The organism is Novosphingobium sp. (assembly GCF_030696665.1).
Taxonomy (GTDB): domain Bacteria; phylum Pseudomonadota; class Alphaproteobacteria; order Sphingomonadales; family Sphingomonadaceae; genus Novosphingobium.
Genome location: NZ_JAUYRV010000007.1, coordinates 1 through 24,077, shown reverse-complemented (window position 1 = coordinate 24,077; position 24,077 = coordinate 1). Strand labels below are relative to the sequence as shown.

General features: G+C 61.5%; 20 protein-coding genes and 1 tRNA gene. 11 read left to right on the top strand and 10 right to left on the bottom strand.

What is annotated here, in order from left to right; translation table 11 throughout:
* Positions 1-28: 28 nt before the first annotated feature.
* Positions 29-646, bottom strand: coding sequence for a hypothetical protein (locus tag Q8R81_RS01095; protein ID WP_305615332.1), 618 nt, complete (start codon positions 644-646; stop codon positions 29-31).
* Between the two features lie 427 nt (positions 647-1,073).
* On the opposite strand from Q8R81_RS01095, the gene Q8R81_RS01090 reads away from it, so the two are divergent.
* The 5 genes from Q8R81_RS01090 (at position 1,074) to Q8R81_RS01070 (ending at position 6,010) form a co-directional block, all read left to right on the top strand.
* The gene (locus tag Q8R81_RS01090) at positions 1,074-2,507 is read left to right on the top strand and encodes a circularly permuted type 2 ATP-grasp protein (protein WP_305615330.1); all 1,434 of its coding nucleotides are present in this window, start codon (positions 1,074-1,076) and stop codon (positions 2,505-2,507) included.
* Complete coding sequence (locus Q8R81_RS01085; RefSeq protein ID WP_305615328.1) at positions 2,507-3,454, top strand: alpha-E domain-containing protein; 948 nt, start codon at positions 2,507-2,509, stop codon at positions 3,452-3,454. Before Q8R81_RS01090 ends, Q8R81_RS01085 begins: the two co-directional genes overlap by 1 nt.
* Positions 3,455-3,465: 11 nt before the next feature.
* Complete coding sequence (locus Q8R81_RS01080) at positions 3,466-4,278, top strand: transglutaminase family protein (protein ID WP_305615326.1); 813 nt, start codon at positions 3,466-3,468, stop codon at positions 4,276-4,278.
* 83 nt (positions 4,279-4,361) lie between these two features.
* On the top strand, positions 4,362-5,126 hold the full coding sequence (locus tag Q8R81_RS01075) for a proteasome-type protease (protein ID WP_305615324.1): 765 nt from the start codon (positions 4,362-4,364) through the stop codon (positions 5,124-5,126).
* Between the two features lie 263 nt (positions 5,127-5,389).
* Complete coding sequence (locus Q8R81_RS01070; RefSeq protein WP_305615322.1) at positions 5,390-6,010, top strand: response regulator transcription factor; 621 nt, start codon at positions 5,390-5,392, stop codon at positions 6,008-6,010.
* A 9-nt stretch (positions 6,011-6,019) separates the two neighbouring features.
* Here the strand turns inward: Q8R81_RS01070 and Q8R81_RS01065 are convergent, their stop codons facing one another.
* From Q8R81_RS01065 to Q8R81_RS01055, 3 genes are all read right to left on the bottom strand, one after another.
* On the bottom strand, positions 6,020-6,706 hold the full coding sequence (locus Q8R81_RS01065; protein WP_305615320.1) for an extensin family protein: 687 nt from the start codon (positions 6,704-6,706) through the stop codon (positions 6,020-6,022).
* Between the two features lie 114 nt (positions 6,707-6,820).
* A tRNA-Val gene (locus Q8R81_RS01060) sits at positions 6,821-6,896 on the bottom strand.
* 46 nt (positions 6,897-6,942) lie between these two features.
* A complete protein-coding gene (locus tag Q8R81_RS01055) occupies positions 6,943-8,694 on the bottom strand; it encodes a cation:proton antiporter (RefSeq protein ID WP_305615318.1) in 1,752 nt (583 codons plus the stop codon).
* Positions 8,695-8,902: 208 nt separating this feature from the next.
* Here Q8R81_RS01055 and Q8R81_RS01050 point away from each other — a divergent pair, with 208 nt between their 5' ends.
* From Q8R81_RS01050 to Q8R81_RS01035, 4 genes are all read left to right on the top strand, one after another.
* Positions 8,903-10,378 (top strand): DUF4139 domain-containing protein, encoded by a 1,476-nt coding sequence (locus Q8R81_RS01050; RefSeq protein ID WP_305615316.1) that lies wholly within the window; start codon positions 8,903-8,905, stop codon positions 10,376-10,378.
* Positions 10,379-10,386: 8 nt separating this feature from the next.
* On the top strand, positions 10,387-11,919 hold the full coding sequence (locus Q8R81_RS01045) for a DUF4139 domain-containing protein (protein ID WP_305615314.1): 1,533 nt from the start codon (positions 10,387-10,389) through the stop codon (positions 11,917-11,919).
* A 179-nt stretch (positions 11,920-12,098) separates the two neighbouring features.
* Positions 12,099-13,664 carry a hypothetical protein gene (locus Q8R81_RS01040; protein WP_305615312.1) on the top strand — a complete coding sequence of 522 codons (1,566 nt, stop codon included), beginning with the start codon at positions 12,099-12,101 and terminating at the stop codon, positions 13,662-13,664.
* 56 nt (positions 13,665-13,720) lie between these two features.
* Positions 13,721-14,407, top strand: a complete 687-nt coding sequence (locus Q8R81_RS01035) for an SCO family protein (RefSeq protein ID WP_305615310.1) — start codon at positions 13,721-13,723, stop codon at positions 14,405-14,407.
* 85 nt (positions 14,408-14,492) lie between these two features.
* Here Q8R81_RS01035 and Q8R81_RS01030 read toward each other — a convergent pair whose 3' ends face one another.
* On the bottom strand, positions 14,493-15,536 hold the full coding sequence (locus Q8R81_RS01030; RefSeq protein ID WP_305615308.1) for a MarR family transcriptional regulator: 1,044 nt from the start codon (positions 15,534-15,536) through the stop codon (positions 14,493-14,495).
* A gap of 84 nt (positions 15,537-15,620) precedes the next feature.
* Entirely contained in the window at positions 15,621-16,151 is a 531-nt protein-coding gene (locus Q8R81_RS01025) for a murein L,D-transpeptidase family protein (RefSeq protein ID WP_305615306.1), read from the bottom strand.
* Between the two features lie 63 nt (positions 16,152-16,214).
* Here Q8R81_RS01025 and Q8R81_RS01020 point away from each other — a divergent pair, with 63 nt between their 5' ends.
* Positions 16,215-16,763: a hypothetical protein gene (locus Q8R81_RS01020; protein WP_305615305.1), complete on the top strand. Its 549-nt coding sequence runs from the start codon at positions 16,215-16,217 to the stop codon at positions 16,761-16,763.
* Positions 16,764-16,767: 4 nt separating this feature from the next.
* On the opposite strand, the gene Q8R81_RS01015 is transcribed toward Q8R81_RS01020, so the two are convergent.
* Positions 16,768-18,057 carry an adenylosuccinate synthase gene (locus tag Q8R81_RS01015; protein WP_305615303.1) on the bottom strand — a complete coding sequence of 430 codons (1,290 nt, stop codon included), beginning with the start codon at positions 18,055-18,057 and terminating at the stop codon, positions 16,768-16,770.
* 388 nt (positions 18,058-18,445) lie between these two features.
* On the opposite strand from Q8R81_RS01015, the gene Q8R81_RS01010 reads away from it, so the two are divergent.
* A complete protein-coding gene (locus Q8R81_RS01010; RefSeq protein WP_305615301.1) occupies positions 18,446-20,185 on the top strand; it encodes a methyl-accepting chemotaxis protein in 1,740 nt (579 codons plus the stop codon).
* Positions 20,186-20,193: 8 nt separating this feature from the next.
* Here Q8R81_RS01010 and Q8R81_RS01005 read toward each other — a convergent pair whose 3' ends face one another.
* The 3 genes from Q8R81_RS01005 to Q8R81_RS00995 all read right to left on the bottom strand — a co-directional run bounded on the left by Q8R81_RS01005 (position 20,194) and on the right by Q8R81_RS00995 (position 23,723).
* Positions 20,194-20,649: a cytochrome c gene (locus tag Q8R81_RS01005; protein WP_305615299.1), complete on the bottom strand. Its 456-nt coding sequence runs from the start codon at positions 20,647-20,649 to the stop codon at positions 20,194-20,196.
* Positions 20,650-20,662: 13 nt separating this feature from the next.
* The gene (locus Q8R81_RS01000) at positions 20,663-22,255 is read right to left on the bottom strand and encodes an NAD(P)/FAD-dependent oxidoreductase (protein WP_305615296.1); all 1,593 of its coding nucleotides are present in this window, start codon (positions 22,253-22,255) and stop codon (positions 20,663-20,665) included.
* 967 nt (positions 22,256-23,222) lie between these two features.
* Positions 23,223-23,723 (bottom strand): hypothetical protein, encoded by a 501-nt coding sequence (locus Q8R81_RS00995; RefSeq protein WP_305615294.1) that lies wholly within the window; start codon positions 23,721-23,723, stop codon positions 23,223-23,225.
* Positions 23,724-24,077: the final 354 nt, after the last annotated feature.

Genomic DNA, 24,077 nt, shown 5'->3' with positions numbered 1-24,077 from the left:
ACGACGCCGTTGCGGACGTAGACACAAGCTATTTGGCGTTAGTAGGTGCTGCTAGTTCACCTTGTGCCCAGCAGTAGGTTTGGTCGGATTTTCGTATGACCTGTTGCTTGAGCAGCAAGGGGATCAAAGCTGCATCTTCCACAGAGTGTTCATCCACAAAATCTCCACACAGCTTGGCGAACGGGGTCGCACTCAGGCATGATCTGAGAAGGGCCAAGTTCAGAACACCAAGTCTTTTCGCAAAAACCTCAGTTCGGGCATCACTCAACTCCTGAAATCTTTGAGAGAAAGGGTGCCCGGACGATCGAAACCTGTGCAGCTTGACAGGATCACTTATCACTTCTGGTTCTGAGCAAGACGGAAGCCATTGTAGGATCAGCGGTTGGACAGCAGATGTATGTTGTCCGAACGAGTATACCAGTTGAGGCTTCAAAGGTCGGTCTTTTAAACCATAGACATAACGTTCGCGGCGAGATTCATAGAAAACATCTTCAGCCAATATCTTAAGTGCCACATTTTTACGGCTATTTTCTGCGGTAAAATAGAACATCCAAAGACTGCTAACTATGGTAAATAGTGCAGGTATAGAAGCTATGCAAAAAATTAGGATAATGACCTTGGTAAGACGTTTGATACTTCCGGTCATTTTGATTACCATAGTTTGCGTGTAAAAGCTGGTTAGCACCTGGGGGGCGACACGGCGATAGCAAAAGCCGCCATTCCGCTTCCCACCCAATAACCCCCGTAGCAGCCTTCTCGTCACAGACCCGAAATCGGCCATTGATTTCGGTGGAATGCGGACGGCGGACACGGCCGCTTGTGTGCATGTAGCGCGTAGATTGCTGGCAGCATTTTGATGCGGACATTGGATGTGTCCTTTTCGGAACTAGCTGTCTCTTTTCCATCGTCGTCGATACGCAGCACTGCGCCTCAGTCGCCGCGCAAATGCGTGTCAGATTGCCGTCGACAAACCCGTGGCCAATTTGGCGCAAATTTATTTCGCAGGTGCAGCATGCCGCCGCTTGGCAAAGCCGCCGCGTTGTGCAAGCTTCAAATTCCAACGGGATGAGCCTATGACAAAAACCTCGCCCTCGTCTTATGACGAGATGCTCCACGCCGATGGATCGGTGCGTTCTGCCTATGCCGGTTACTGCCAGTGGCATGATGAGCAGCCGCCAGACCTGCTGCGGCGCAAGGGGAGCGAGGCTGAGGCTTTCTTTCGCCGCACCGGGATCACCTTCAACGTCTATGGGAATGAGGACGCTGAAGAGCGACTGATCCCGTTTGACATGGTGCCGCGCATCATCACCGCGCAGCAATGGCGCAAGCTTCAGCGTGGGATCGAACAGCGGGTGAGGGCGCTCAACGCGTTCCTGCACGATCTTTACCACCGGCAGGAAATCGTGCGGTCGGGCCGCTTGCCCGCGCGCCTGCTGAAGAACAACGAAGCGTTCCTGCCCGAAATGGTCGGCTTCACGCCGCCGGGCGGGGTCTATACGCATATCGTCGGGATCGATCTTGTCCGCACGGGCGAAGATGATTTCATGGTGCTGGAAGACAATGCCCGCACGCCCAGCGGCGTCTCCTATATGCTGGAGAACCGCGAAACGATGATGGCGATGTTCCCGGAACTGTTCACCCGCGTGCGGGTGCGCGAGGTTTCGGACTACCCACGCCGTCTGGCCCGCAGTCTTGCCGCCTGTGCGCCTTCGGCGTTTGGCGGGAACAAGCCGGTCGTCGCCGTCCTCACGCCCGGCATCTACAATTCGGCCTATTTTGAACACGCGTTTCTGGCAGACCAGATGGGTGCCGAACTGGTCGAAGGCAGCGATCTGCGGGTGGAGAATGGCCGCATCGCCATGCGTACCACGCGCGGGTATCAGCCGATCGACGTGCTCTATCGGCGGGTGGACGACGAATTTCTCGATCCGTTGACGTTCAACCCCAACTCGGTCCTCGGCGTGTCGGGCATCATGGACGTCTATCGCGGCGGCGGCATAACCATTGCCAATGCGCCGGGCACCGGCATCGCCGACGACAAGGCGATCTATTCGTTCATGCCCGAGATCGTCGAATTCTATACCGGCGAAAAGCCGATCCTGCAGAACGTCCCGACATGGCGCTGTGCGGAATCGGACGCGCTGGCCTATGTGCTCGACAATCTGGCTGATCTGGTGGTCAAGGAAGTCCACGGCTCGGGCGGGTACGGCATGCTGATCGGGCCAACCTCGTCGAAAAAGGAACTCGCCGCGTTTGAAGCCAAGCTGCGCGCCCGGCCTGAAAACTACATCGCGCAGCCCACGCTATCGCTCTCCACCGTGCCGATCCTGACCAAGGCGGGTCTTGCGCCACGCCACGTTGACTTGCGCCCGTTCGTGCTGGTCAGCCCCAACGGGATCGACATTACGCCGGGCGGGCTGACACGGGTCGCGCTGAAAAAGGGATCGCTGGTGGTGAACTCGTCGCAAGGCGGCGGCACCAAAGACAGCTGGGTACTGGACGATTGATGTTAGGCAGATCCGCAAACGGCATTTTCTGGCTGTTCCGCTACCTTGAACGTGCGGAGAATATCTCGCGCCTGATCGAGGCGGGTTTCCGCATGGCGCTTACCCGCGATGCTTCCGATGCTTCTGATGAATGGCGCTCGCTGATCGTGACGCTGGGTTTGCGTCAGGCGTTCGAGGCGCGGCACGGCACGGAATATACCGGGCCGCACGTGTTCAACTTCATCTTGCGGGACAAGGACAACCCCGGCAGCATCCTTGCCATTACCGAAGAGGCGCGGACCAACGCGCGCATGGTGCGCGGCGGGATCACGCGCGAGGTGTGGGAATCGGTCAACGATGGCTGGATGCAGTTGAAAGAGGCATTGGCCCGCCCTGTAACGGAAACGCGGCTCGGCGCGGTGCTCGATCTTGTCCGCCGCCAGTCCACGCAAGTGCGCGGTGCGATGGAAGGCACCATGCTGCGCAACGAGATCTACAACTTCGCGCGGTTGGGCAGTTTCATCGAACGGGCGGACAACACCGCGCGCATTCTGGACGTGAAGTATTACGTGCTGCTGCCGTCGGTCTCCTATGTCGGGTCCAGTCTGGACAACGTGCAGTGGGAAAACGTGCTGCGATCCGTTGCCGGTGAACGCGCCTATCGCTGGCTCAATGCCGGGCGCATGGACCCGCGCGGCATTGCTGAGTTCCTGATCCTCGACGGGCGCTTCCCGCGCAGCCTTGCGTTCTGCTATTCCAAACTGCGGTCGAACCTGGCCAGTCTGGCACGGGAATATGGTGGCGAAATGCACTGCCATGAAATTCTGCGCGATGCCGATTGCCAGTTCCACCATGCCACGATCGAGGCGATCTTCGAACAGGGCCTGCACGAATTCATCGGCACGTTCATCCGCAACAACACCGCGCTGGCGCTGCAGATTCAGCGCGATTACCGCTTCATCGATTAGGTCGAAACTCCATGCGCCTCGCCATCGACCACACGACGCATTACGTTTTTTCCGGGCCAGTCAGCCGCGGTTTGCAGCGGTTGCGCCTGATGCCCAAGACATCTTCCGGCCAGCGCGTGCTGGAATGGAACATGCATTTCGAAGGCGCGCAACGGCAGGTTGAGTATGAAGACCCCAACAGCAATCATGTTGCGCTGATCTCGTTCAATCCGGGCGTCAGCGAAGTGACGATCCGTTGTGAGGGTATCGTCGATACCAATGACGAGAACGGCATCATCGGCCGCCATTCCGGTTTCATGCCGATGTGGCAGTTTCTTGAACAGACCGATCTCACCCGCGCCGGCGCCCGCACCCGCAGCCTGCTTGGCGCGCTGGGCAACGAGACCAACACGCTGGCAACGCTGCACGCGCTGTCTGCGCATATCCGCGAGCGGGTGGAATATGCTGCCGGGCATACGGATTCGGCCACCACGGCTGAAGGTGTGCTGCTGGCGGGGCGCGGCGTCTGTCAGGATCACGCGCACGTGTTCATCGGCGCGGCCCGTGCACTGGGCTTTCCGGCGCGCTATGTCAGCGGATACCTGATGATGGATGACCGGGTCGATCAGGACGCAGGTCACGCCTGGGCCGAAGCTTTTGTCGAAGGGCTGGGCTGGGTCGGCTTTGATATTTCCAACGGCATCAGTCCCGATGCGCGTTACGTTCGCGTGGCCACAGGCCGCGATTATCGCGATGCCGCACCGGTAACGGGGATAAGATATGGCGCGAGGGATGAATCCATGCACGTGAAGCTTGCCGTGCAGCAACAGCGTGTGGAACAGTAAACCGCTCAACGGGCCTTGGATGGGGAGATTCGGCGCGTGCGCCGGGTGAATTCGTTTCAGCAAGGAAAAATCGGGGCAGGGCGATGACGTATTGCGTGGGAATGGTGCTCGACAAGGGCCTCGTGTTGATGAGCGACACGCGCACCAATTCCGGCGTCGATAATATCTCGGTCTTCCGAAAGATGTTTCACTGGTCGGTCCCCGGTGAACGCCAGATCACGATTATGACGGCTGGCAACCTTGCCACCACGCAGGCCGTTATCTCGCAGTTGGAAGAGCGGAACAAGGCACCGAGTGATCGCAGGCCCTCTGTTCTTGAAGCACCGACAATGTTTCAGGTGGCCACACTGGTTGGCAATTTGCTGCGCAGCGTGATCGAACGGCGCCAGGAAGGCGGCATGCAGTCTGAAGGACCGCGCTTTACCGCCTCGATCATCGTGGCAGGCCAGATCAAGGACATGGAACCGCGCCTGTTCATGGTCTACCCTGAAGGCAACTTCATTGAGGCCAGTTTTGACACGCCGTTCTTCCAGATTGGCGAGACCAAGTATGGTCGCCCGATCCTGCTGCGCGGCTATGATCGCACGATGTCTTTCGAAGATGCGGTCAAGCTGATGATGGTCTCGTTCGACTCCACGCTCGCGGCCAATCTCTCGGTCGGCTTGCCGCTGGATCTGATGGTGATGGAACGTGACCGGTTCGAGCCGTTGCACCAGCGCCGCATCCTTGCCAGCGATCCTTACTTCAAGTCGATCTCTTCCAGTTGGAGCGAAGCTCTGCGTCAGGCCTTCCACTCCCTGCCCGATTATACCTTCGCACAGGATGGTGAACAGGTCACTGAAAGCTGACACTGATTGACGGCTGCCAATGGCCCGCCGCGCCACCTGATATGCTTAACGCTATGTTACGAGAATCACGTGATTCTCTGCGAATTAGTCGCAATATTCCAAAAATGGCGCTGAGCATCCGTCGGAATGAAACGATTGCATCCGTTCCCGAAGCGATCTTCCTAAGGAAAAACGTGTAGCGCGGCCTGATTGGCGTTCAGTTTCGGTTCAATACGAAACTAACCTTTGTGGCGATATTTTGCGGCAGGCGCATAGCTGCACATATGGTTGATCGTGTAACACTCCACATCCTCGATGATGACTCTGCCCGCAGGGCGCAGCTTGCCAGGCTTGCGTTTGCAGCTGGCCATCATGCTGAAATCTATGCCTCGGCGGACGAACTGCTCGCCCATGCGCCGTCTGGTGGTCTTGTGCTTGCACAGGATGAACCGGTGGGCGAGGGCATACCCCGCCTGATCGCAGCGATGATGCATGCCGGACACTGGCTGCCGGTCATTGCCATCGCTGAAACGCCCGAAACAGCGGCGGTCGTCCGGTCGATCAAAGCGGGCGCGCTCGATTACCTTGCCATGCCATCGCAGATTGGCCCGCTCAACGAAGCCATCTCGCGCGCTGCCCGAGAAGCCGATTCGTTCCGAGCGCAGCGCGCCCGCGCGGCCGAGGCCCGCCAGCGTATCTCGCGCCTCAGCACGCGTGAACGCGAAGTGCTTGATCGCCTTGCCGACGGTTGCAGCAACAAGGCGATAGCCCGCGATTTGGATATCAGCCCGCGCACCGTGGAAATCCACCGCATGAAGATGATGGGCAAGCTGGGTGCGCGCCACGCTGCCGAAGCCGTTCGCCTGCGCATCGAAGCCACCGGGCTGGACGAAGTCGCGGCGTAACCCGTCGGCTCAGCGGCACAACGGCCTAAGGCCGCCCGGCTCCAAGTGAAAGTGATCGCGGTGCGCAGCGTTGTAGTCTGGCGTCAACACGGTCCCAAAGCGTTTGCACGCACTGTCCCGCACCGTGCGCAGGAACGCGCGCACTTGTGGCGATGAACTGTTCCAGTCTGAAATCACGCTGATTCGCCGTCCATCCGCCAGCCGGAAGGCGGCAACGTCCACCGCATTCGCCGTGGCATGGGCCGAAAGCCGGTTGGTCCCCGCCACATTGCGGCACGAATAGCTGCCCATTGTCTCAATCCGCACCAGCGGACTGCCCAGAATCTGCCGTGCCGCCCGGTCCACCCCAAACCGCGCCCATCCCTGCAGCGAGTTTGCCACAGGGCAGGTCAGCGGACCCAGGTTGGTCACGTCGAGCCGCCCGTCATCACCCTGCAACGCCGCCAGCCGCACCGCGCCCAGCGTCGAACATCCCGCGCCATAGTACTGATCGGCCAGCGGTGTGAAGTTGGCCTTCGTCGCGCCCAGATTGGCAAGGCAGGCGCGCGCCTGCGGAGATTGCGATAGCGATGCTCCCGTGCTGCGCGCAGGCTTGCGCTTGGGCTGCTCGGGCGTGCCGGTGCAGCCTGCCAGCAGTGCAGTCAAAGCCGCAACAAGGATCACGCGCCGGGACATGGCGCCATAATCGTATGTCATGGTTATCAGGAGGTTAACGCATCGCCACCGTCAGGCTCAGTCCGTCGCAAACGACGCACCACGTGCGCGGCCACGGCCATGCGTTTCTGCTGATCTGGGTGGCTGCCGGGAAAATGGTGGGCGCTGACGGGCTCGAACCGCCGACCCTCTCGGTGTAAACGAGATGCTCTACCAACTGAGCTAAGCGCCCCGGCGGGTGCGCTATTGCGCGGAATGCGCGGGCAGTCAACCGTGCTTTAGCTGTGCGACGTCTGCGGAGTGGTGATGATCTGGTCACGCGCCACACGAATGTCGCCTGCTTCGATCTGTAGCTTCAGCCGTTCGCGGTCACTCGCGCGGAACATATCCTCGCTGCGGGCGATGGCCTCGACCGAAAGCCCCGCGTCTGCCAATGCGATTCGCGCCATCTTCACCGCTGATTCCATAACCTCGCGCACCACGCCCTTCACCGGCGCATCGCGCAGGCTGATCAGCGCGCGCCGGTCAAACGCGCGGACATAGATCAGCGCGCGCGGGAAGGCCTCGTGGACAGCCTCGACCAGGTCGGGGCTGACCTGATCGCCGTCCATGCAGAAGAAAATCATCTCCGCATCGCCAGCGCCCGCCTGCCGCAACATGTCCAGCCGGGTGCCATCGCCGAAATAGACCTTGGACCCGAAGCTGGCCGCCACGTCGATCATCTCGATATCGGTATCGATCATGGTGACGGGGATGTTCGAGGCCAGCAGCATCTGCGTTACGCCTTGCCCGAACCGGCCAAAGCCCACGACGAGCGCATTGGCACCATCGGGCTGCGGCCCCTCGCGTTCACCCGGGGCGTTTTCCGCTTCGCGCCGGAACCTTGCCGTTGCCATCATCAGGAACGGCGTTGAGGCCATCGAAAGCGTGACGACTGCGCCGAACAGGCTGGCCGCATCGGGCGCAATCAGCAGCGCGTTCTGCGCCTGTGCAAACAGCACAAAGCCGAATTCGCCGCCCTGGCTCAGCAGCAGCCCCAGCGCCAAGGCTCCGCGCCATGCCATGCCAAACGCCATACCGATGCTGAAGATCACCACGCCTTTCACCGCGATCAGCGCCAGTGCCATGCCCGCCACGAACAGCGGCCGTTCCGCAATCGCTTCAAGGTTCAGCATCATGCCCACGGCAAGGAAGAACAGCCCCAGCAGGATCGAACGGAAAGGCTCGACATCGGCCTCCAGTTCATGCCGATAAGGGCTGTCTGCCAGCATTACGCCTGCCACAAACGCGCCCAGCGCGGTGGAAAGCCCGAGCAATTCCATTACCGCCGCCGATGCCATCACGGTGAACAGTGCCGCCACCACAAACATCTCACGCTCGCCCAGATTGCCGATCAGACGGAACAGCGGACGAATGACAAAGCGCCCCGCCGCGATCAGCCCCGCCAGCGCGCCCAGCGTGTAAAGCGCCAGCAGCCAGCCCGGAGGCCCCCCGGCATCAGCCGGATTGCGGCTCATCGCGCTGATAATCGTGATCAGCGGGATGATCGACAGATCCTGAAACAGCAGCATGGCAAAGGCGCGCTCGCCAAACGGTGTGCGCAACCGGCCCGAAGATTGCAGCATCGGCAAGACCTGCGCCGTGGACGAAAGCGCCAGCGGCAGCCCCAGGGCCAGCGCCGCTTCCCAACTGAACGGCGTGAAAAGCCCGATCACCGCCGTCACTGCCAGCCCGCACAGCACCACCTGCAGTAGCCCCAGCCCCAGAATATCACGCTTCATCCGCCACAACCGCGCAGGGTTCAGCTCCAGCCCCACCAGAAACAGCAGCAGCGTGATGCCCAGTTCCGCAATGCCCAGCTTCTGCTCTGCATCGCCCACAAGCCCCAGCACTTGCGGCCCCACCACTGCGCCTGCCACAAGATAGCCCAGCGTCGCACCCAGTCCCAGCCGCCGAAACAGCAGCACGAAAATCAGCGCAAAGCCCAGCAGGAGGAATCCGTCGCGCAACATGGAAGTGTGTTCGGCCATGCGCTTACCTTTAGGCGACCCGTGCGCGTCCGCAACTACCGTTCAGCTTGCGTTGATCTGCGGTCACGGAAAGTCTAGCCAGAGTTCGAGGTTGAAAACCCACCCCCGACCCCTCCCGCAGGCGGGAGGGCCGCGAGACTTGCTGAGCCGAAGGCGAAGTTAGTCGCAGCGGGGTGGGCATCGGCCCAGTGCAAGCGGAGGGGTATTCATGCGTAAAGTTCTGGCACTCGCGGTGGCAACGCTGCCCGCACTAGCCTATGCCCAGTCGACTCCGACGTCCGCCCAGGGCGACGTTTCGCTCACCATCTACAACAACGATCTGGCGCTGGTGCAGGACGTGCGGCAGATGACTCTGCCCAACGGGCGCACCCGGCAGGAATTCCCAGATGTCTCCGCCGCCATCCGGCCCGAAACCGTGACATTGAACGCTGGCGGCACCGGCATCGTCGAACAGAACTTTGACTATGATCTGCTCACCCCGCAAAAGCTGATGGACAAGGCGGTGGGGCAGACCGTCACCGTCGTCCGCACCAATCCCGCCACGGGCGCCGAAACCCGCGAAAGCGCCACGATCCTTGCGAACAATGGCGGCACGGTGGTGCGCATCGGCGACCGGATCGAGGTGCTCAACCAGTACGGCGCGCGGGTGATCTTCCCCAGCCTGCCCGCAGGCCTGCGCGCGCGGCCCACCCTGTCGGTCACGCTCGACACCACCACTCCCGGCGCACGCCCGGTCTCGCTCAGCTACCTTTCACGCGGCTTTGGCTGGAAGGCCGATTACGTCGCCCTGTTCGATGAAGCGGCGGGGAAGATCGATGTGCAGGGCTGGATCACGCTCAACAACAACAGCGGCACCACCTTTGGCCAGGCCAAAGTGCTGCTGGTCGCCGGAGCGGTGGGGCAGGAAAACAATGGCTACAACCAGAACTACCGCCCGCAACGTCAGGTCATGCCCGGCAACCGCCCCGGCACGCAGACCGCCAACCGCGAAAGCCTCGGCGATTTCTACGTCTATCCCATCGCGGGCCGCACCACCGTTGCCAATGCCCAGCAAAAGCAGGTGAGCTTCCTTGATGTGGCAGGTGCGCCAGCCACAAAGGCCTACCACTTCCGCAACGGCTGGCTGCAGAACCAGACCGAGCCGCAAAGTGCCGACACCGTGCTGCGATTCTCCACTTCGCGTGAGGCGGGGCTGGGCGATGCGCTGCCCGCAGGCACCGTACGCGTCTATATGCGCGACGCGCGCGGACAGCCGCAGTTCATCGGCGAAAACACCATCGATCACACCCCGATGGGCTCGGCCCTCGCGCTGAAAACCGGCGAGGCGTTCGATGTGAAAGTCCAGCCCATGCTGGAAAAGCGTGACCGCATCGACAGCGGCGAATGGGAGCGCACGGCGCGTTACCGTGTGACCACGCCCGGCAAGGCTGCCACCGAAGTCACCGTGGAGTCCGAAAAGGTCTTCTGGCGCACGACGATGACCTACAAGGTCACTAACGCCAAGGCCACGCCCGTGACCGTCGAAGTGGTGCAGGGCGGCCTCGACAACTCGTGGCACGATACCCGCGTCCCGTCCGAAAGCATCAAGGGCGAACAGCGCTCTGCCGATGAGCGGGCGTGGCAGGTGCCTGTTCCTGCCAATGGCGAGACCACGCTCACCGTCCAGTTCGACTCGCGCTACTGAGCCGCCCGGTGCGCCGCGCGTTCGCTCTTGCGTTCCTGCTCTGCGCCAGCGCGCCAGCGCTGGGGCAGGGCATGGTCACGTCCTCCGCGCCAGACAGCGTCTCGGTCAGCGTGTACCGCGCGCCTGATCGGAACAGCGACACTGCGATGCAGCTGAACTGGCTGCAAGGCTACGCGCTCGTCACCGAAAAGCGCACGGTCGAGATTCCGGCGGGCAAGGCCACGATCCGATTTGAAGGTGTCGCGGCAGGGCTGTTCCCCGAAAGCGCCATCGTCACCGGCTTGCCTTCGGGCCTGCGCGAGAAGAACCTCGACGCCGATCTCCTGTCCCCGCGCAGCCTCTACGCGCGCATGTTCGGTCGTCCGGTCACCTTGCGCCGCACGCTGCCCGGAAATGGCGGCATTCGTGAGGAGCGCGCGGTAATCCGCTCCGGCCCGGATGGCGCGGCGATCCTGCAAACCGCCGCCGGGTTCGAAGTCGCCAATTGCGGCGGGCTGGACGACGAAATCCTTTATGCCGAAGCGCCCAAGGACTTGTCCGCGCTCCCCACGCTTTCGATAGAGACCGAAGGCAACGCCCCGCAAAAAGTCACGCTCTCGCTGTCCTACCTCGCATGGGGTTTTGATTGGCAATCGAACTATGTGATCCACATGAACCCCGATGGCCGCACGGCGGACCTTGCGGCATGGGTCACGCTCGCCAGCAGCGATTCCACCAGCTTTGCCGATGCTGAAACCGCCGTGATCGCAGGCGAGGTGAACCGCGAGGATACGCAGCAGGGTGAAAAGCCATCTGGCGGTGAACTCGTTATGCGGTGCGAACTTTCCTCGATGCCGCCACCGCCTCCTCCTCCACCGCCCCCACCAGCGCCGGTGGCGATGTCTGCGCCAGCGATGGAGTCAGCTGACATCGTCGTCACCGGGCAATCCATGCGCGCCATGAAGATGAACGCCCCCGTTGCGGTCGTGCAGGAAGGGCTGGGCGACCTGAAACTCTACCGCGTCCCCGTGCCGGTCACCGTCGCCGCCAATGCGCAAAAGCAGGTGGCGCTGGCGCAAAAGGCAGGCGTGAAGATGGACGCGCTCTATCGGGCCGAAGTCTGGGAGGACGACGTGAGCGAAGTCCGCCAGATGCTGCGCACCCGCAATCGCAAGGAAGAAGGCCTCGGCCTGCCACTCCCCGGCGGACCGGTAACGGTGTTTGAACCGTTCGGGGAAACGACGCTGCTGGCGGGTGAGGGCGGATTGCAGGACCGCGCCGTGGGCGAGGATGTGGAAATTTTGCTCTCCCCGTCGACACAAGTCACCGCGCAAACCGAGGAACTTGACCGCAAGGGCCGCACCCGCACTGTGCGCCTCACCGCCACAAACGCCCGCCCCGTGCCCATCAGCTTCGAAGCCCGCATCGCGCGCAATCCCGAAACAGCCTTGAAGCCACAAGGTGCAAGGTTCACCCGCAAGGACGGGCGCGATATCTGGGCCGCTACCATCCCCGCCAATGGTACAGTTACGCTCACTTACAGGCTGACCGATCCCGAATAGGCACGCAGCAAGTGTTCGTGCCAAGTCGGCGTGAACTTGGGATCATTGGAAGCCCCCGTTGGTGTCGAGAGAAGTCAAGACACGGTGCGCCACGTCCAGATTTCGCTGAACCCGAACAGATGTTGATTTGACATCACATACTGTCATCATACGCAAAGTGCAGCGTGGGGGCGTCGGCGATGAAATTGGGGCAGTTTTGCAAGTATGTGGCTGGCTGTGCGCTTTCGTTCAGTGGCCTGTTTCTGTCCACAACTGCCCACGCCGCTTGGCGGGAGGCCTCGACCACGCATTTCGTCATCTATGCTGACGAATCCGATAGCGTTCTTCGCACCTTTGCGCAAAACCTCGAACGTTATCATTCCGCGCTGGCCCGCCTGACCGGGCAGGAAATGGTCGATCCCAGCCCGTCGAACCGCGTCACCGTCTATTCGGTCGGCAGTATCGACAAGGTGCGCAAGCTCTACGGCGACAAGAACGCGTCGCGCTATGTTGGCGGCTTTTACATCCCCCGTGCGGGCGGCACACTGGCCATTGTTCCCGATATCACCACAGAACGGTCGGCGGACTGGGATTCCTCGCTGGGGACGCTGCTGCATGAATACGCCCACCATTTCATCATGAGCACCACGCGTTTCCCCCTGCCGCGCTGGGCGAACGAGGGCATGGCCGAATATTTTGCCTCGGCCAGTTTCAAACGCGATGGATCAATCAGCATCGGCCGCCCAAACCCCGGACGGCTGATCGAAAATGCCTATGCCGTGGACGTTCCGCTGCCAGAACTGATGGACCCCACGCTGTACGAGGCGAAGAAGCGCACGGAGTATGATGCTTTCTATGGCCGCAGTTGGATGCTGTACCACGCGCTGACGATGGACAAGGCGCACGCCGGAAAGCTTGATCGCTATTATGCCGGGCTGGTTGCAGGAAAGCCTTCGATCGATTCGGCCAAGGCGGCCTTTGGCGATCTTGCTGCCTTTGACCGCGTGCTTGATGCCTATGCCCGCAAACGCAGCTTCACCACATATACGATCACGGCAGAGGCCCTGAAAGTTGGCCCGGTTACGGTGCGTGAACTGCGTGTTGGCGAAGCGGCGGTCATGGCGTTGCGCATACGCCAGAACCGCGGCGTTGATGATGACGCGGCGCAGGAAATCGTGGGTGAAATGCGCTCCTTCGCGCAACGCTATCCCAAAGACCCGGCGGTCATGGCTGCGCTGGCCGAGGCTGAGCACGATGCGGGCAACGACGAAGCCGCTGTGGTTGCTGCCGACGCGGCACTGGCGGTTGACCCGGCGGAGGTCGATGCTCATGTGCAGAAGGGTTACGCGCTCTTTGCACTGGCAAAAAAGTCAAACTTTGCCAAAGACTTCCGCGCTGCCAACAGCGCTTTCATCCGCCTCAACACGGTAGAAAACGATCATCCGCTGCCGCTGATCTACTTCTACCGCAATTTCATCGAACGCGGTGCCCCACCCACCGATCTTGCCGTTCAGGGCCTTGAACGCGCTTCGGAAATCGCGCCTTTCGATGATGGCCTGCACCTGACTTTGGGCAGCCATTATGCCAGTGCGGGCAAGGTTGATATGGCAAAGGCGCATCTTGTGCCTATCGCCTTTGCACCCCACGGCGGCAGACTTGCCGATACCGCGCGCCAGATGCTGCGGGATATCGACGCGCCTGAGAAAGCCGGGCAGGCTCCGCAATCGGCCCCACCACCATCTGTCCCCGCTGCCAGCCAGCACTGAAAGAAGACGGCAACAAAATCGCTGACGCCATGACGCCAAGATGATACCGAGCCGTCATGGGCGGAAACGGCGACGGAAATTCGGGCGGTTCATGGACTGGCGTAGCCAAAGCGCTGCTCCCCGGTATTGCGGTTCCGGCGGTCCTCTTCGCCCTGGTCACCGCCTTCATGATGCTCGCCACCGGCAGCACACAGCCTGTGCAGCCACAATCCGATGTCAATGCTGATGGCCGCTATCGTCTGGTCACTCCTTGGAACAGCATGTTCGACCGGGCGATGCTGAAGGGCCATCCCTATATCGTCTGGTACGGTTGCACCGAGTGTGCCGATGGCAGCGCAAAAGTGCTTGGCCGGATGGTGCGGCTGCGCAATGCGCTGGGACCGGCGGGAAAAGACCTGCGGATTTTGATGATCACGCTTGATCCGCAGCGCGATACGCCCGAGCGGCTGCGCGGTTTCGTCAACGCGATTGACGGCGGCGTTATCGCGCTTACCGGCAATGCCGAGGTGATCGCGCGCGTTGCCGACAACGCCGGTGTCTTTGTCCGTCGCACCCGGATGGCGGGGGGAGAGCTTCGCATCGAGCATACCAGCGGTGCCTATCTCTACGATGCCAATGACGAATTTTTCGGCACCATCGGTACGAAGGAAAGCGATGCCGAAGCGGCAGCCAAGCTGCGCGGTGCCATCGCCGTCGGGGATGGTCCCAAAGCGCTGATTCAGACAGGGCTACACACCGAATAGGCGCACGCAGGTGGCGCTTAGGTGCATCTAGGTGCTGTTAGGTGTCGTTCAGGAATTGCGTTGCAGGCACACCAGATGCTGCATGTCAGAGCGCAAGCAGGTCGCTGCCCACTTCGGCAAAATAGCGCGCCATACCTTCTGTTGCGTTGTCGGAAAGGGCGATGAAGGCGCGGCGGCGGTCGGTTGCGTCTTCGGCGCGGCAGAACAGGCCGGTGCCGGTCATCTGCGTGATCCAGCGCAGCGCGGTGGTGGGGGGCACGCCCGAAGCGATGCACAGCGAGGTGACCGAAACGCGTTTATGTTCAGCCCGAGCGGCGGTGAGATCGAGCAGCATGTCCCAAGCCGGATCGGCGAAGAGTTCACCTTCGAAGAAACGCGCGCGCAACTGGCGCTGGCGGATGATCTTGCGGACAAGGCGCGGATCTGGGAGCGAAGCGCGGGAACTGCGCGCCAGCCGCTGGGTGGCGGGATCACGCGCATTGCTGCCATCGAAGGAAAAGGCCGATGCGCCGACGCGGTTGCCGCTACCATTGGCGTCATCGTGCGGGCTGCCCGACAGTTCTTCAAGCTTGTGGGCGATTTCCGAAACCTGCTGGGTAAGGCGCAGGAGCGACATGCGATCAATGTCGTTCAGTTCCCGCACCCGCGACCCCTGCCCACACAACACCTGCCCGATGGCAAGCACGCGGTCCGCCCGGCTGGGGCTGACGAGGATCTGCGCGGCGGATTGATCGAGACAGCCGAACACATCATCGAGCGAACCCATGCTGGTGGAAACCACCATTTGCGCGCCGCTTTGTGCCACACGCTGATCAAGCTGCGCCAGTGCCGCCATTCCCGCGCCTTCCAGCAGCGGGCAATCGACAAGCACAAGGTCGCCCAGTGCCGGATCATCAACCCCGCCCGCAATCGTGGCGAGATCCGCCGTGCGGGCCACGCGCAGGCCAGCGGCAGAGGCATCTTCGGCCATTTCCGTGCGCAGCCACGCGCGATCCGCAAAGATCGAGACGGACAGCGGCGACAGCGAACTTAAGAGTGCAACGTCACCGGCAGCGGCAAAATCCGGCCAGCGGTTTGCCGCATCACCAGCGTTGCCGGGATATTCAAACCGCGCCACTGCCTGTGCCATCGCTTGTTCCTTAGTAATCCTACCTATGGGAACAGGTGTGGAACAAATGCGGATCAGGTCAAGATTATTTACCTCGGTTTTGGATCAAGATGCGATGTCGATGGGCGTGCCATCACCCACAAGTGTCCACAATTCCTCGATTTCTTCATTCGACAGCGCAATGCAGCCATCCGTCCAATCGCCCGGAATGCGGCCACGGTCGATCCAGTTTGGTTGTCCGTGAATGAAGATCTGCCCACCCGGAGACCTGCCTTGCGATTCGGCAAAGGCGCGATCCGGGGCGTTGGGATAGGAAATGTGCAGCGATAGATGATAGGCGCTTTTCGGATTGCCGTAGTCGATGACGTAGCGACCTTCGGGCGTACGCTCATCGCCTTCAAACTGCTTGTGGCCCACGGGCGCATCGCCAAGCTGGATGCCTTCGTAGCGGCGCAGCACGCCCCCACGTGCATCCAGAAGCAACAGCCGACGCGCCGATTTTTCTACGCGGATCAATGCGATATCTTCGGCATTGACCGCGCTGGCGCGGACCGGGATCTGTGCCGGGCGCGCGCATCCCGCAATCGCCGCGCCGATCGCCAATACCATCGAAAACATGATCACTGCGCGCCGCATTGCGCCATCATACGCCAGCCGCGCGGCAAGGGAATGGCAACTTCGGCATGGCATTGTGCCGCAATGGCATTCGATACGCTGCAGTTCTGGGGACCGATACTGGCAGGCACTGGCGCCGGTGCGCTCTGCGCCGGGCTCGGCCGTGTGGTTGCGCCGCGCCGCAAGCCGAAGCCGGGTTGGGGGCAGGTCCGTCCCGGTGCGCTGCACTGGACCGGGCTGACGCTTTCGGCGGGTCTGGCCGGGCTGATGGCCTATGTCGGCGCGTTCATCGGATCGGCCCGCGCCGATGGGGCGACACAGATGCAGGTGCTGTGGTGGCTGATGGTTGCCTTTGCCATCGGCGCTGCATTCAGCCTGTTGCAAATGTACAGGATTGCGCGCGCCGACATCGTCTGGCGCGGCGGCAAGGTGCAGTTCAACGGCGCAGGCGGCACGCGGACCGAACGGCAGATCGCCGACGTGATGAGCCTGACCCGGAGCGCGAGCGGGTGGTTCGTCGCCATGTTTGACGATGGCGCAGTGCTGCGGATCGACCCCTATGCCAAAGGGGCCGAAGCGCTGATGGACCGGCTAGTGGAGATTGCCGGAGAGGGCGGCGCAACCGCCCTCTGACCGATCAATCGATGAACGGATCGCGCACGAGGATCGTATCTTCACGCTCAGGTGAAGTGCTGACCAGCGCTACCGGGGTTTCGATCAGTTCCTGCACGCGCTGGATATACTTGATTGCCTGTGCGGGCAGATCTGCCCACGAACGCGCACCGGCGGTGGTGCCGGCCCAACCGTCCATTTCCTCGTAGATCGGCTCTACTTCGGCCTGATCGGCAGCGTGGCTGGGGAAGTAGTCCAGCACCTTTCCGCGCAGGCGATAGCCGGTGCAGATCTTGACCTTGTCGAACCCGTCAAGCACGTCGACCTTGGTCAGCGCGATGCCGGTGACGCCCGAGATGGCGCAGGACTGCCGCACCAGCACGGCGTCGAACCAACCGCAGCGGCGCTTGCGGCCCGTGACGGTGCCGAATTCGTGGCCGCGCTCGCCCAAACGCTGGCCGGTTGCGTCTTCCAGTTCGGTGGGGAAGGGACCGGAGCCGACGCGGGTGGTATAGGCTTTGACGATGCCCAGCACGAAGCCGGTGGAATTGGGACCGAGGCCCGAACCCGATGCTGCGGTGCCTGACACCGTATTGGACGAAGTGACGAACGGATAGGTGCCGTGATCAACGTCGAGCAGCACGCCTTGTGCGCCTTCAAACAGGATGCGCGCGCCCGCTTTGCGCACCTTCTTCAGACGTCTCCACACAGGCTGGGCGAATTGCAGTACGTAGGGCGCGATGCCGCGCAGTTCCTCGATCAGGGCAGCGCGATCAACCGGTGGTTGGCCGAAGCCTGCGCGCAGCGCATCGTGGTGGGCGCAAAGGCGATCAAGCTGCGAATCCAGCGCATCAAGGTGGGCCAGATCGCACACGCGGATGGCGCGGCGGCCGACCTTGTCTTCATAGGCAGGGCCAATGCCGCGCCCGGTGGTGCCAATCTTGCCCGCACCAGCAGCCTGTTCACGCAGTCCATCCAGATCGCGGTGAAGCGGCAGGATCAGCGGGCAGTTATCGGCGATGGCAAAGTTTTCGGCGTTGATGTCGACGCCCTGTGCGGTGAGCTTTTCAATCTCGGCCTTGAGCGCCCACGGATCGAGCACAACGCCGTTGCCGATGATCGACAGCGTGCCGGTGACGATGCCCGAAGGCAGCAGCGACAGCTTGTAGACCTGATCGCCCACCACGAGCGTGTGCCCGGCATTGTGCCCGCCTTGAAAGCGCACCACGACATCTGCGCGGCTGGCCAGCCAATCGACGATCTTGCCTTTGCCTTCATCGCCCCACTGGGCACCAATTACGGTTACATTGGCCATGAATACACTCCTCCACCCTGCCCGGGTGGATCCTCACAACGCCCTTCGACAGGACTCGGCGAAACGGGATGGATGAACGGAGCAAGGCCCCGGTTTTCGGTCCGCGCCCTAGGAGGGTAAGGGGAGGCAAGTCAAGGCTGTTACACCGCGCTCGTGCGATCATGTGACATAACCGGCACCGCACCGGCGATCTTAACGAAGCCGATTGGGCGACGCCCGGTTATGTGTATGGCCAACATATGTGTTTTTCCCAAGAGCTGTGCGCGTCCTGTTAACGTGGAAAGGCCGCAGCTTGCGTGATTATCCGGTCACCCGAGCAATCGTATGCAAAACATACATCTCCATAAGATCAGGCCAATCGGGAACGCGGCATGAGGGAAATCACGCAATGATACGGGATAATGTGCGCAAGGGCGGAATCGCGCTGATTGCAGCACTGTTGGCTTTGTCCGTCGCGGCGGCATTTGGCATGAATGCCATCCGGCTGGGCGGCGAACTGCACCAGCGGCAATCGCTGACCAATGAATTCATCGCTGACATCATGCCGCCGCCTGCATATGTGATCGAGCCGATGCTGCTGGCAACCCGCATGATGCGGGATCCGGGCAGTGCTGGCGAGGTGAAGGAAAGTCTCGCCCGGCTCGAGAAGATCTACCGCGCCCGCGCCCGGTACTGGAACGAGAGCGCGCTGGACGCCGATTTGCTGGGGCAGATGCGAGGAGAAACCGAAAAGTCTGCCAATGCGTTCTGGGACGTCGTCAATCAGGATCTGATGCCAGCGGTTGAGCAGAACAACATGGTGGCGGCCGAGGCTGCCTACGCCGATGCCACCGCTGCGTTCGAGCGCCATCGCGGTGCGATTGAGGGCCTTACACTTGCCGGGGTAGAGCGCAGTGCAGATGCCACCGCTTCGGCAGTGACAGTGACCAACTGGACGCTGGCGGCGCTTGCCCTGCTGTGTATCGCCGTGATCGCGCTGGTCCACATGGGGTTCCGCCTGCTGATGTCGCGCGCGCTCGATCCGCTGCTTTCAGTGGCAGGGACAATGCGCGCGATGGCTGGCGGTGATCTAGAGCACGGACGCAGCCACGATCATCGCGACGACGAAGTGGGCGACATGACCCGCTCGGTCGAGATGTTCCGTACCGCTGCGCTTCAGCAGCGCCAGACCGAACAAGATCAACACGTGGTGGTGCAGGCCATCTCGTCAGGGCTGGAAGCGATGGCTGCCGGTGACCTGACCCACCGCATAACCACGCATTTTGCCGCCGCATTCGAAGGTCTTCGTGCGGCTTACAACCAGACCGCCGATGCGCTTTGCCAAGTGATGCGCGATGTTTCCGGCACAGCGGCGCGCGTTTCGACCGGGGCGCAGGAGATTGGTGCTGCATCAAGCGATCTTGCAAGCCGCAATGTGCACCAGGCGGCGCATGTGGAAGAGACGCTGGCGGCCATGAATCAGGTGTCTGCATTGATTTCGGGCACTGCGGATGGCGCGGCGCGGGCGCACGACACAATCGAGACTGCCCACGGCGAAGCCAGCGAGAGCGGCGCGATTGTCAGCAGCGCGATCACGGCGATGGCGGCTATCGAGACCTCATCGAGCCAGATCTCGCAGATCATCACCATGATCGATGGCATTGCCTTCCAGACCAACCTGCTCGCGCTGAACGCCGGGGTAGAGGCAGCGCGTGCGGGTGAGGCGGGGCGAGGCTTTGCTGTGGTGGCCAGCGAAGTGCGGGCGCTGGCGCAGCGAAGCGCCGAGGCCGCTGCCGAGATCCGCAGCCTGATTTCCGTTTCGGGAACGCAGGTTTCGCAGGGAGTTGGCCTCGTCAACCAGACCGGCGAGGCGCTCGGCCGGATGTTGCAGCGCATGGCCGATATCCGTAGCCAGATCGAGGAAATTTCGGCCGGTGCGAAACATCAGGCAGCCACACTCTCGCTGATCAGCGGGACCACGCGCGAAATGGACAAGGTGACGCAGCAGAATGCGGCAATGGCCGAGGAAGCAGACGCGGCGGCGCGCAGTCTGGCAGGTGAAGCGGGTCAACTCAACCAGTTGGTCGCACGGTTTCGTGTAGATCGGGCAGCGGATGAGGTCGACACAGTCATGCGGCGGGCCGCCTGAACCTGCGCTCAGCGCACGGCGCTGACCTGCGCTGCGGTTACTTTGTCGCGGTACTTGTTGCCGAAGTGGGTGCGGACGTAGTTCACCACTTCGGCGACTTGCGCATCGGTCATCATGCGGCCGACGCCGGGCATGCCATGCATCCCTTTGAGCACGACGTAGACGGCATAATCGCCCGAGGCGAGGTTCTGGTTGCCGGCCAGCGCCGGATACATGCCAGCGCCCTGCGCGCCTTTGGCATCGGGCATGTGGCACCCGGCGCAGACCCGCCGGTAGAGCTTTTCGCCATCGGGTTCGCTGAAGCTGCGGGCGTTGATGAAGGCACCATCGGTATCCCCGCCATGAACGCCGGTGGGCGACGCCGGGCCTGAAGCCTCGGCAGCCGATTGCGCGCCTGCCGAAGCCGCAATGGAGCCTGCCGCAACAGCCATCGACAGGGCGAGAATGGTGGATGTCAGCTTCATCTGATTGGCTCCCTTAACCTGCCATCACGCGCTGGTGCAGCCGCCCGATGGCATCCAGCGCCGAAGTGATGCCGCCTTCCTGCCATGCGGGAATGTAGGATGCATGTTCACCCGCCAGCATGATCCGGCCATCGATCTGGCACAGGTTCTTGTAGTGCTCAGCGCGCGCCTCATCGCTCCAGTTGCCAAAGCAGCCTTGCGTCCACGGCACGCGGTGCCAGCCCACGGCCACGCCGTTGACGAACTCGTCCTTGTACTGCGGGTGGATGCGGCTGCCCCATTCGACGGCGCGGGCGACGCGCTGGGCCGGGGGGAGCGAGGTGAATTCATAGGCGAATGCACCGAAGCCATAAGCACCGAGCAGCGTGGCAGGGCCGGGGGAGCCATAGCGGCTGCTGGGATAGCTGATCTGGCCAATGGGCAGATCGGTCATGGTGATGCCGCCGTAGATCTGCTCGTCCTGTTCCCAGAAGCGGCGCTTGAATTCGAGGCCGACCTTGAGCGAGGCTTCATAGGGCACGGCACCGATGGCGGCGGCCATGTCTGCGCCCACGTTCATGTCGATCTGGCTGAGGATCGAGAGCGGGATGGTGCAGATGCACCAGTCGGCGCGGGCGGTGCCCTTTTCGCCGGTCTTGGTATCGACATAGGCGGCGGTGACGCCGGTTTCGTCCTGCTTGATCGCGGTGACTTTGCTGTTGAGGCGCACCGCGTCGCCCACTTTGGTGGCAAAGGCGCGGGGGATCATGTCCATGCCGCCGACGGGCTGGAAAATTGCGGTGTGGTGGGTTGATCCCATGCTGTCCGAAATGTGGTTCCACATGCCTGATCGCAGCACGGATTCGAACGTCAGCGGTTCGGAGGCAACTGGCTCTGCCGAAAGGCCGCCGCCCGGACCCTTGGTCCAGCCGCGCCGCTCGCTCGATTGCTTGCCCGCGACATAGCGGAAGTTCTTGTCGAGCGCGCCCAGATCGCGCAGCGCTTCGAGCAGGATTTCGCCGTCCTCCTTGGTCACGGCATCGGCCAGCGCGTCTTTCTTGACCGCCTTGACCATCAGTTCGCTGACGTGGCCGAGGAAGTCTGCCTGAATGTGCCGGTAGCGCTGCGGGGTGCCGCCGAACGCCTTGGTGGAGTGGATATAGGCGTTGTAGTTCAACTGCATGAACGGTTCGAGCGCGACGCCGAGTTCATGGCAGTAATGCATGATCGCATAGTGATTGTGCGGGATGCGCCACGGGCCGGGGTTGATGTAGTTGCCCGGCGAAAACTGGCAGGTCTGGGTCGCTCCGCCCAGTTCGGTGAAGGTGTCGCCCCCGCGCAAAGTCCATGAACGGCCCCCGACGCGCTCGTTGTATTCCAGCACCTGCACTTTGTATCCGGCGCGGCGCAGTTCATAGGCGGCGGTGAGGCCTGCCAGCCCTGCACCAAGGATCAGCACAGAGGCGCCCTTGGCTCCGCCGTCCAGCACAGGAACACCCTTGAACGGAGAGGCCTGCGCCTGCCCCATGCCCGACATTGCGAAATACATGGCCGAAGCCCCGCCGGCCTTGCCGATCAGGGCGAGAAGATCGCGCTTGCTCATGGGAAGCGCTGAAGTGAGCGGCATCAAATGGTCCCCCCGCAGCCATTTGCTGCAGCGCACCCTTTTCAGCCGGTTCGATGAAGTTGAGCATACGTCGTTCGACGCATGAGGCGGCAAATACGCCTGCTGCTGCCTTTCAAGGCAGGTTGCTGGCTGGGGCGGCAGGAACCAAACCTAAAACGACGCGCCTGGCTAAAGAACTGAAATTTAGCCGTTTTTGTTGAGCGTCTACCAAAGCTGGTTACACTCATTGGCTGCATCTAGGCGCGTGATTTCCTTTCCACCGAGGCGACATTCCAGACCATCGCCAATGATCGCCGCTATGCCGATTATGCCCGCGCGATGGTGAACGGTGATCCGCGCGATCCCTGGCACTCTACCAAGCTCTTCCGTGACAAGGCAGCAACTTCAAGCAAGTCGCCGGTCAAAACTTACTCGCCACGCGAAGTAGCGGCTGACTGCGTTGGAATGGCGTCGCGAGACATTTGAACGCCGAAAACTGAATGGCATAAATTGGGTCGACATTCGCGCTGGCTCTGAGGCGTGTGGCTCACCGCCCGAAGCCGCCAGCAACCCAGACATTCGCGCTTCAATTTGACGTGATCGATTCCCGCCGTTGGTTCAGCACGCTTTTGGTAAGGACGGAAAGACTTGGCTTGGGACGAAGCCGTCGTTCGCGATCATGCGGGCAGCGGCGGGTTTCGGTTGACGCAGACGTTCGCGGTTCCGCGGCAATCGCCCCCGGAATGATCAGCCCTGGCCGATAGGAGACTGGCGACTTTCGGCATTGTGGCGCAAATTGCTGCCGATAAGGCATGTCGAAAAACACCACCTGAAGGGGTTTTCGATACTTTCTTCAATCCGACAGGGTTTGCCGTGCATTCGCCTCCACACAATGACTGGCGCGAGTTGTTTCTGGCGGATTTACGTGACTCCTTGTACGGAAACATGTGATTGCCGACGGGGGGCTATGACAATCGACCGTAGGTAATCAGCCGAGAAACCTGCTCAGTTTAGATTTGATACGCTGCTCTTGTTCAAGGTCTGCGATAGAGCGCTGAGGAGATCGCTGAGCAACGACCTTGCGGACAGCCTCATCATAGTCTTTCACGAAGCGTGAAATCATGTCCGCAGGCACACGCGGGCATGGATCGGCCCCTTGGGGAGCCAGTTGTGCAAAAGCCGTAGTGAGGTAGATCAGTCCGGTTTCACCGGCGGTTCCAAAAAAGGTGAAGGAAAGGCCGACTGGATTTCCCTCTATCCGGGAAAGGTCGCAAACCGTGGGATGGTCAATGTCACGAATCTGGATGAAGTTGATCCGATTGTCATCGTAATCCTTTGATCCGAACAAGGCCGTAAGCCTTGCGGCCACATCAAGAGGGTGCATCCCGGCAGACTGAGAAAGTATTCCGTCAAGCACGAGATCGAAGGGGGATTTCGTCACGGCAACACTGCGTGGTTCAACCGAACGAGTACCTTTACGCCCGAACATAACATCTCCCATCAACGTAAATCATCCCCAATTTACTGAGAGATTCTTAATTTACGACAAACAGGTGTTTTCCGACACAGCGGCTTTCAGGCTGCCACCTTTGGTCATGGAACGACTGGCATGGGGCGCATGGCTGCTGGGCGGCTTCGCGCGGGGCGAGTGACTGGTTCCGGTGGAAGCTGACGTCCAAGGGCTGATTAGTGAACGACCAACTCTGCGAAGGGTTTCGGGCGCTTGCGTACGAAAGCCTCCAGTGCAGGAACCCGCGGGCCCCACGCGCTGGTCTATGGGTAAAGCGGCTTTGGGATGGTTCTGGAGGGTAAGCGCTGCCGCTGCGGAAGTGCAGCTGCCGGC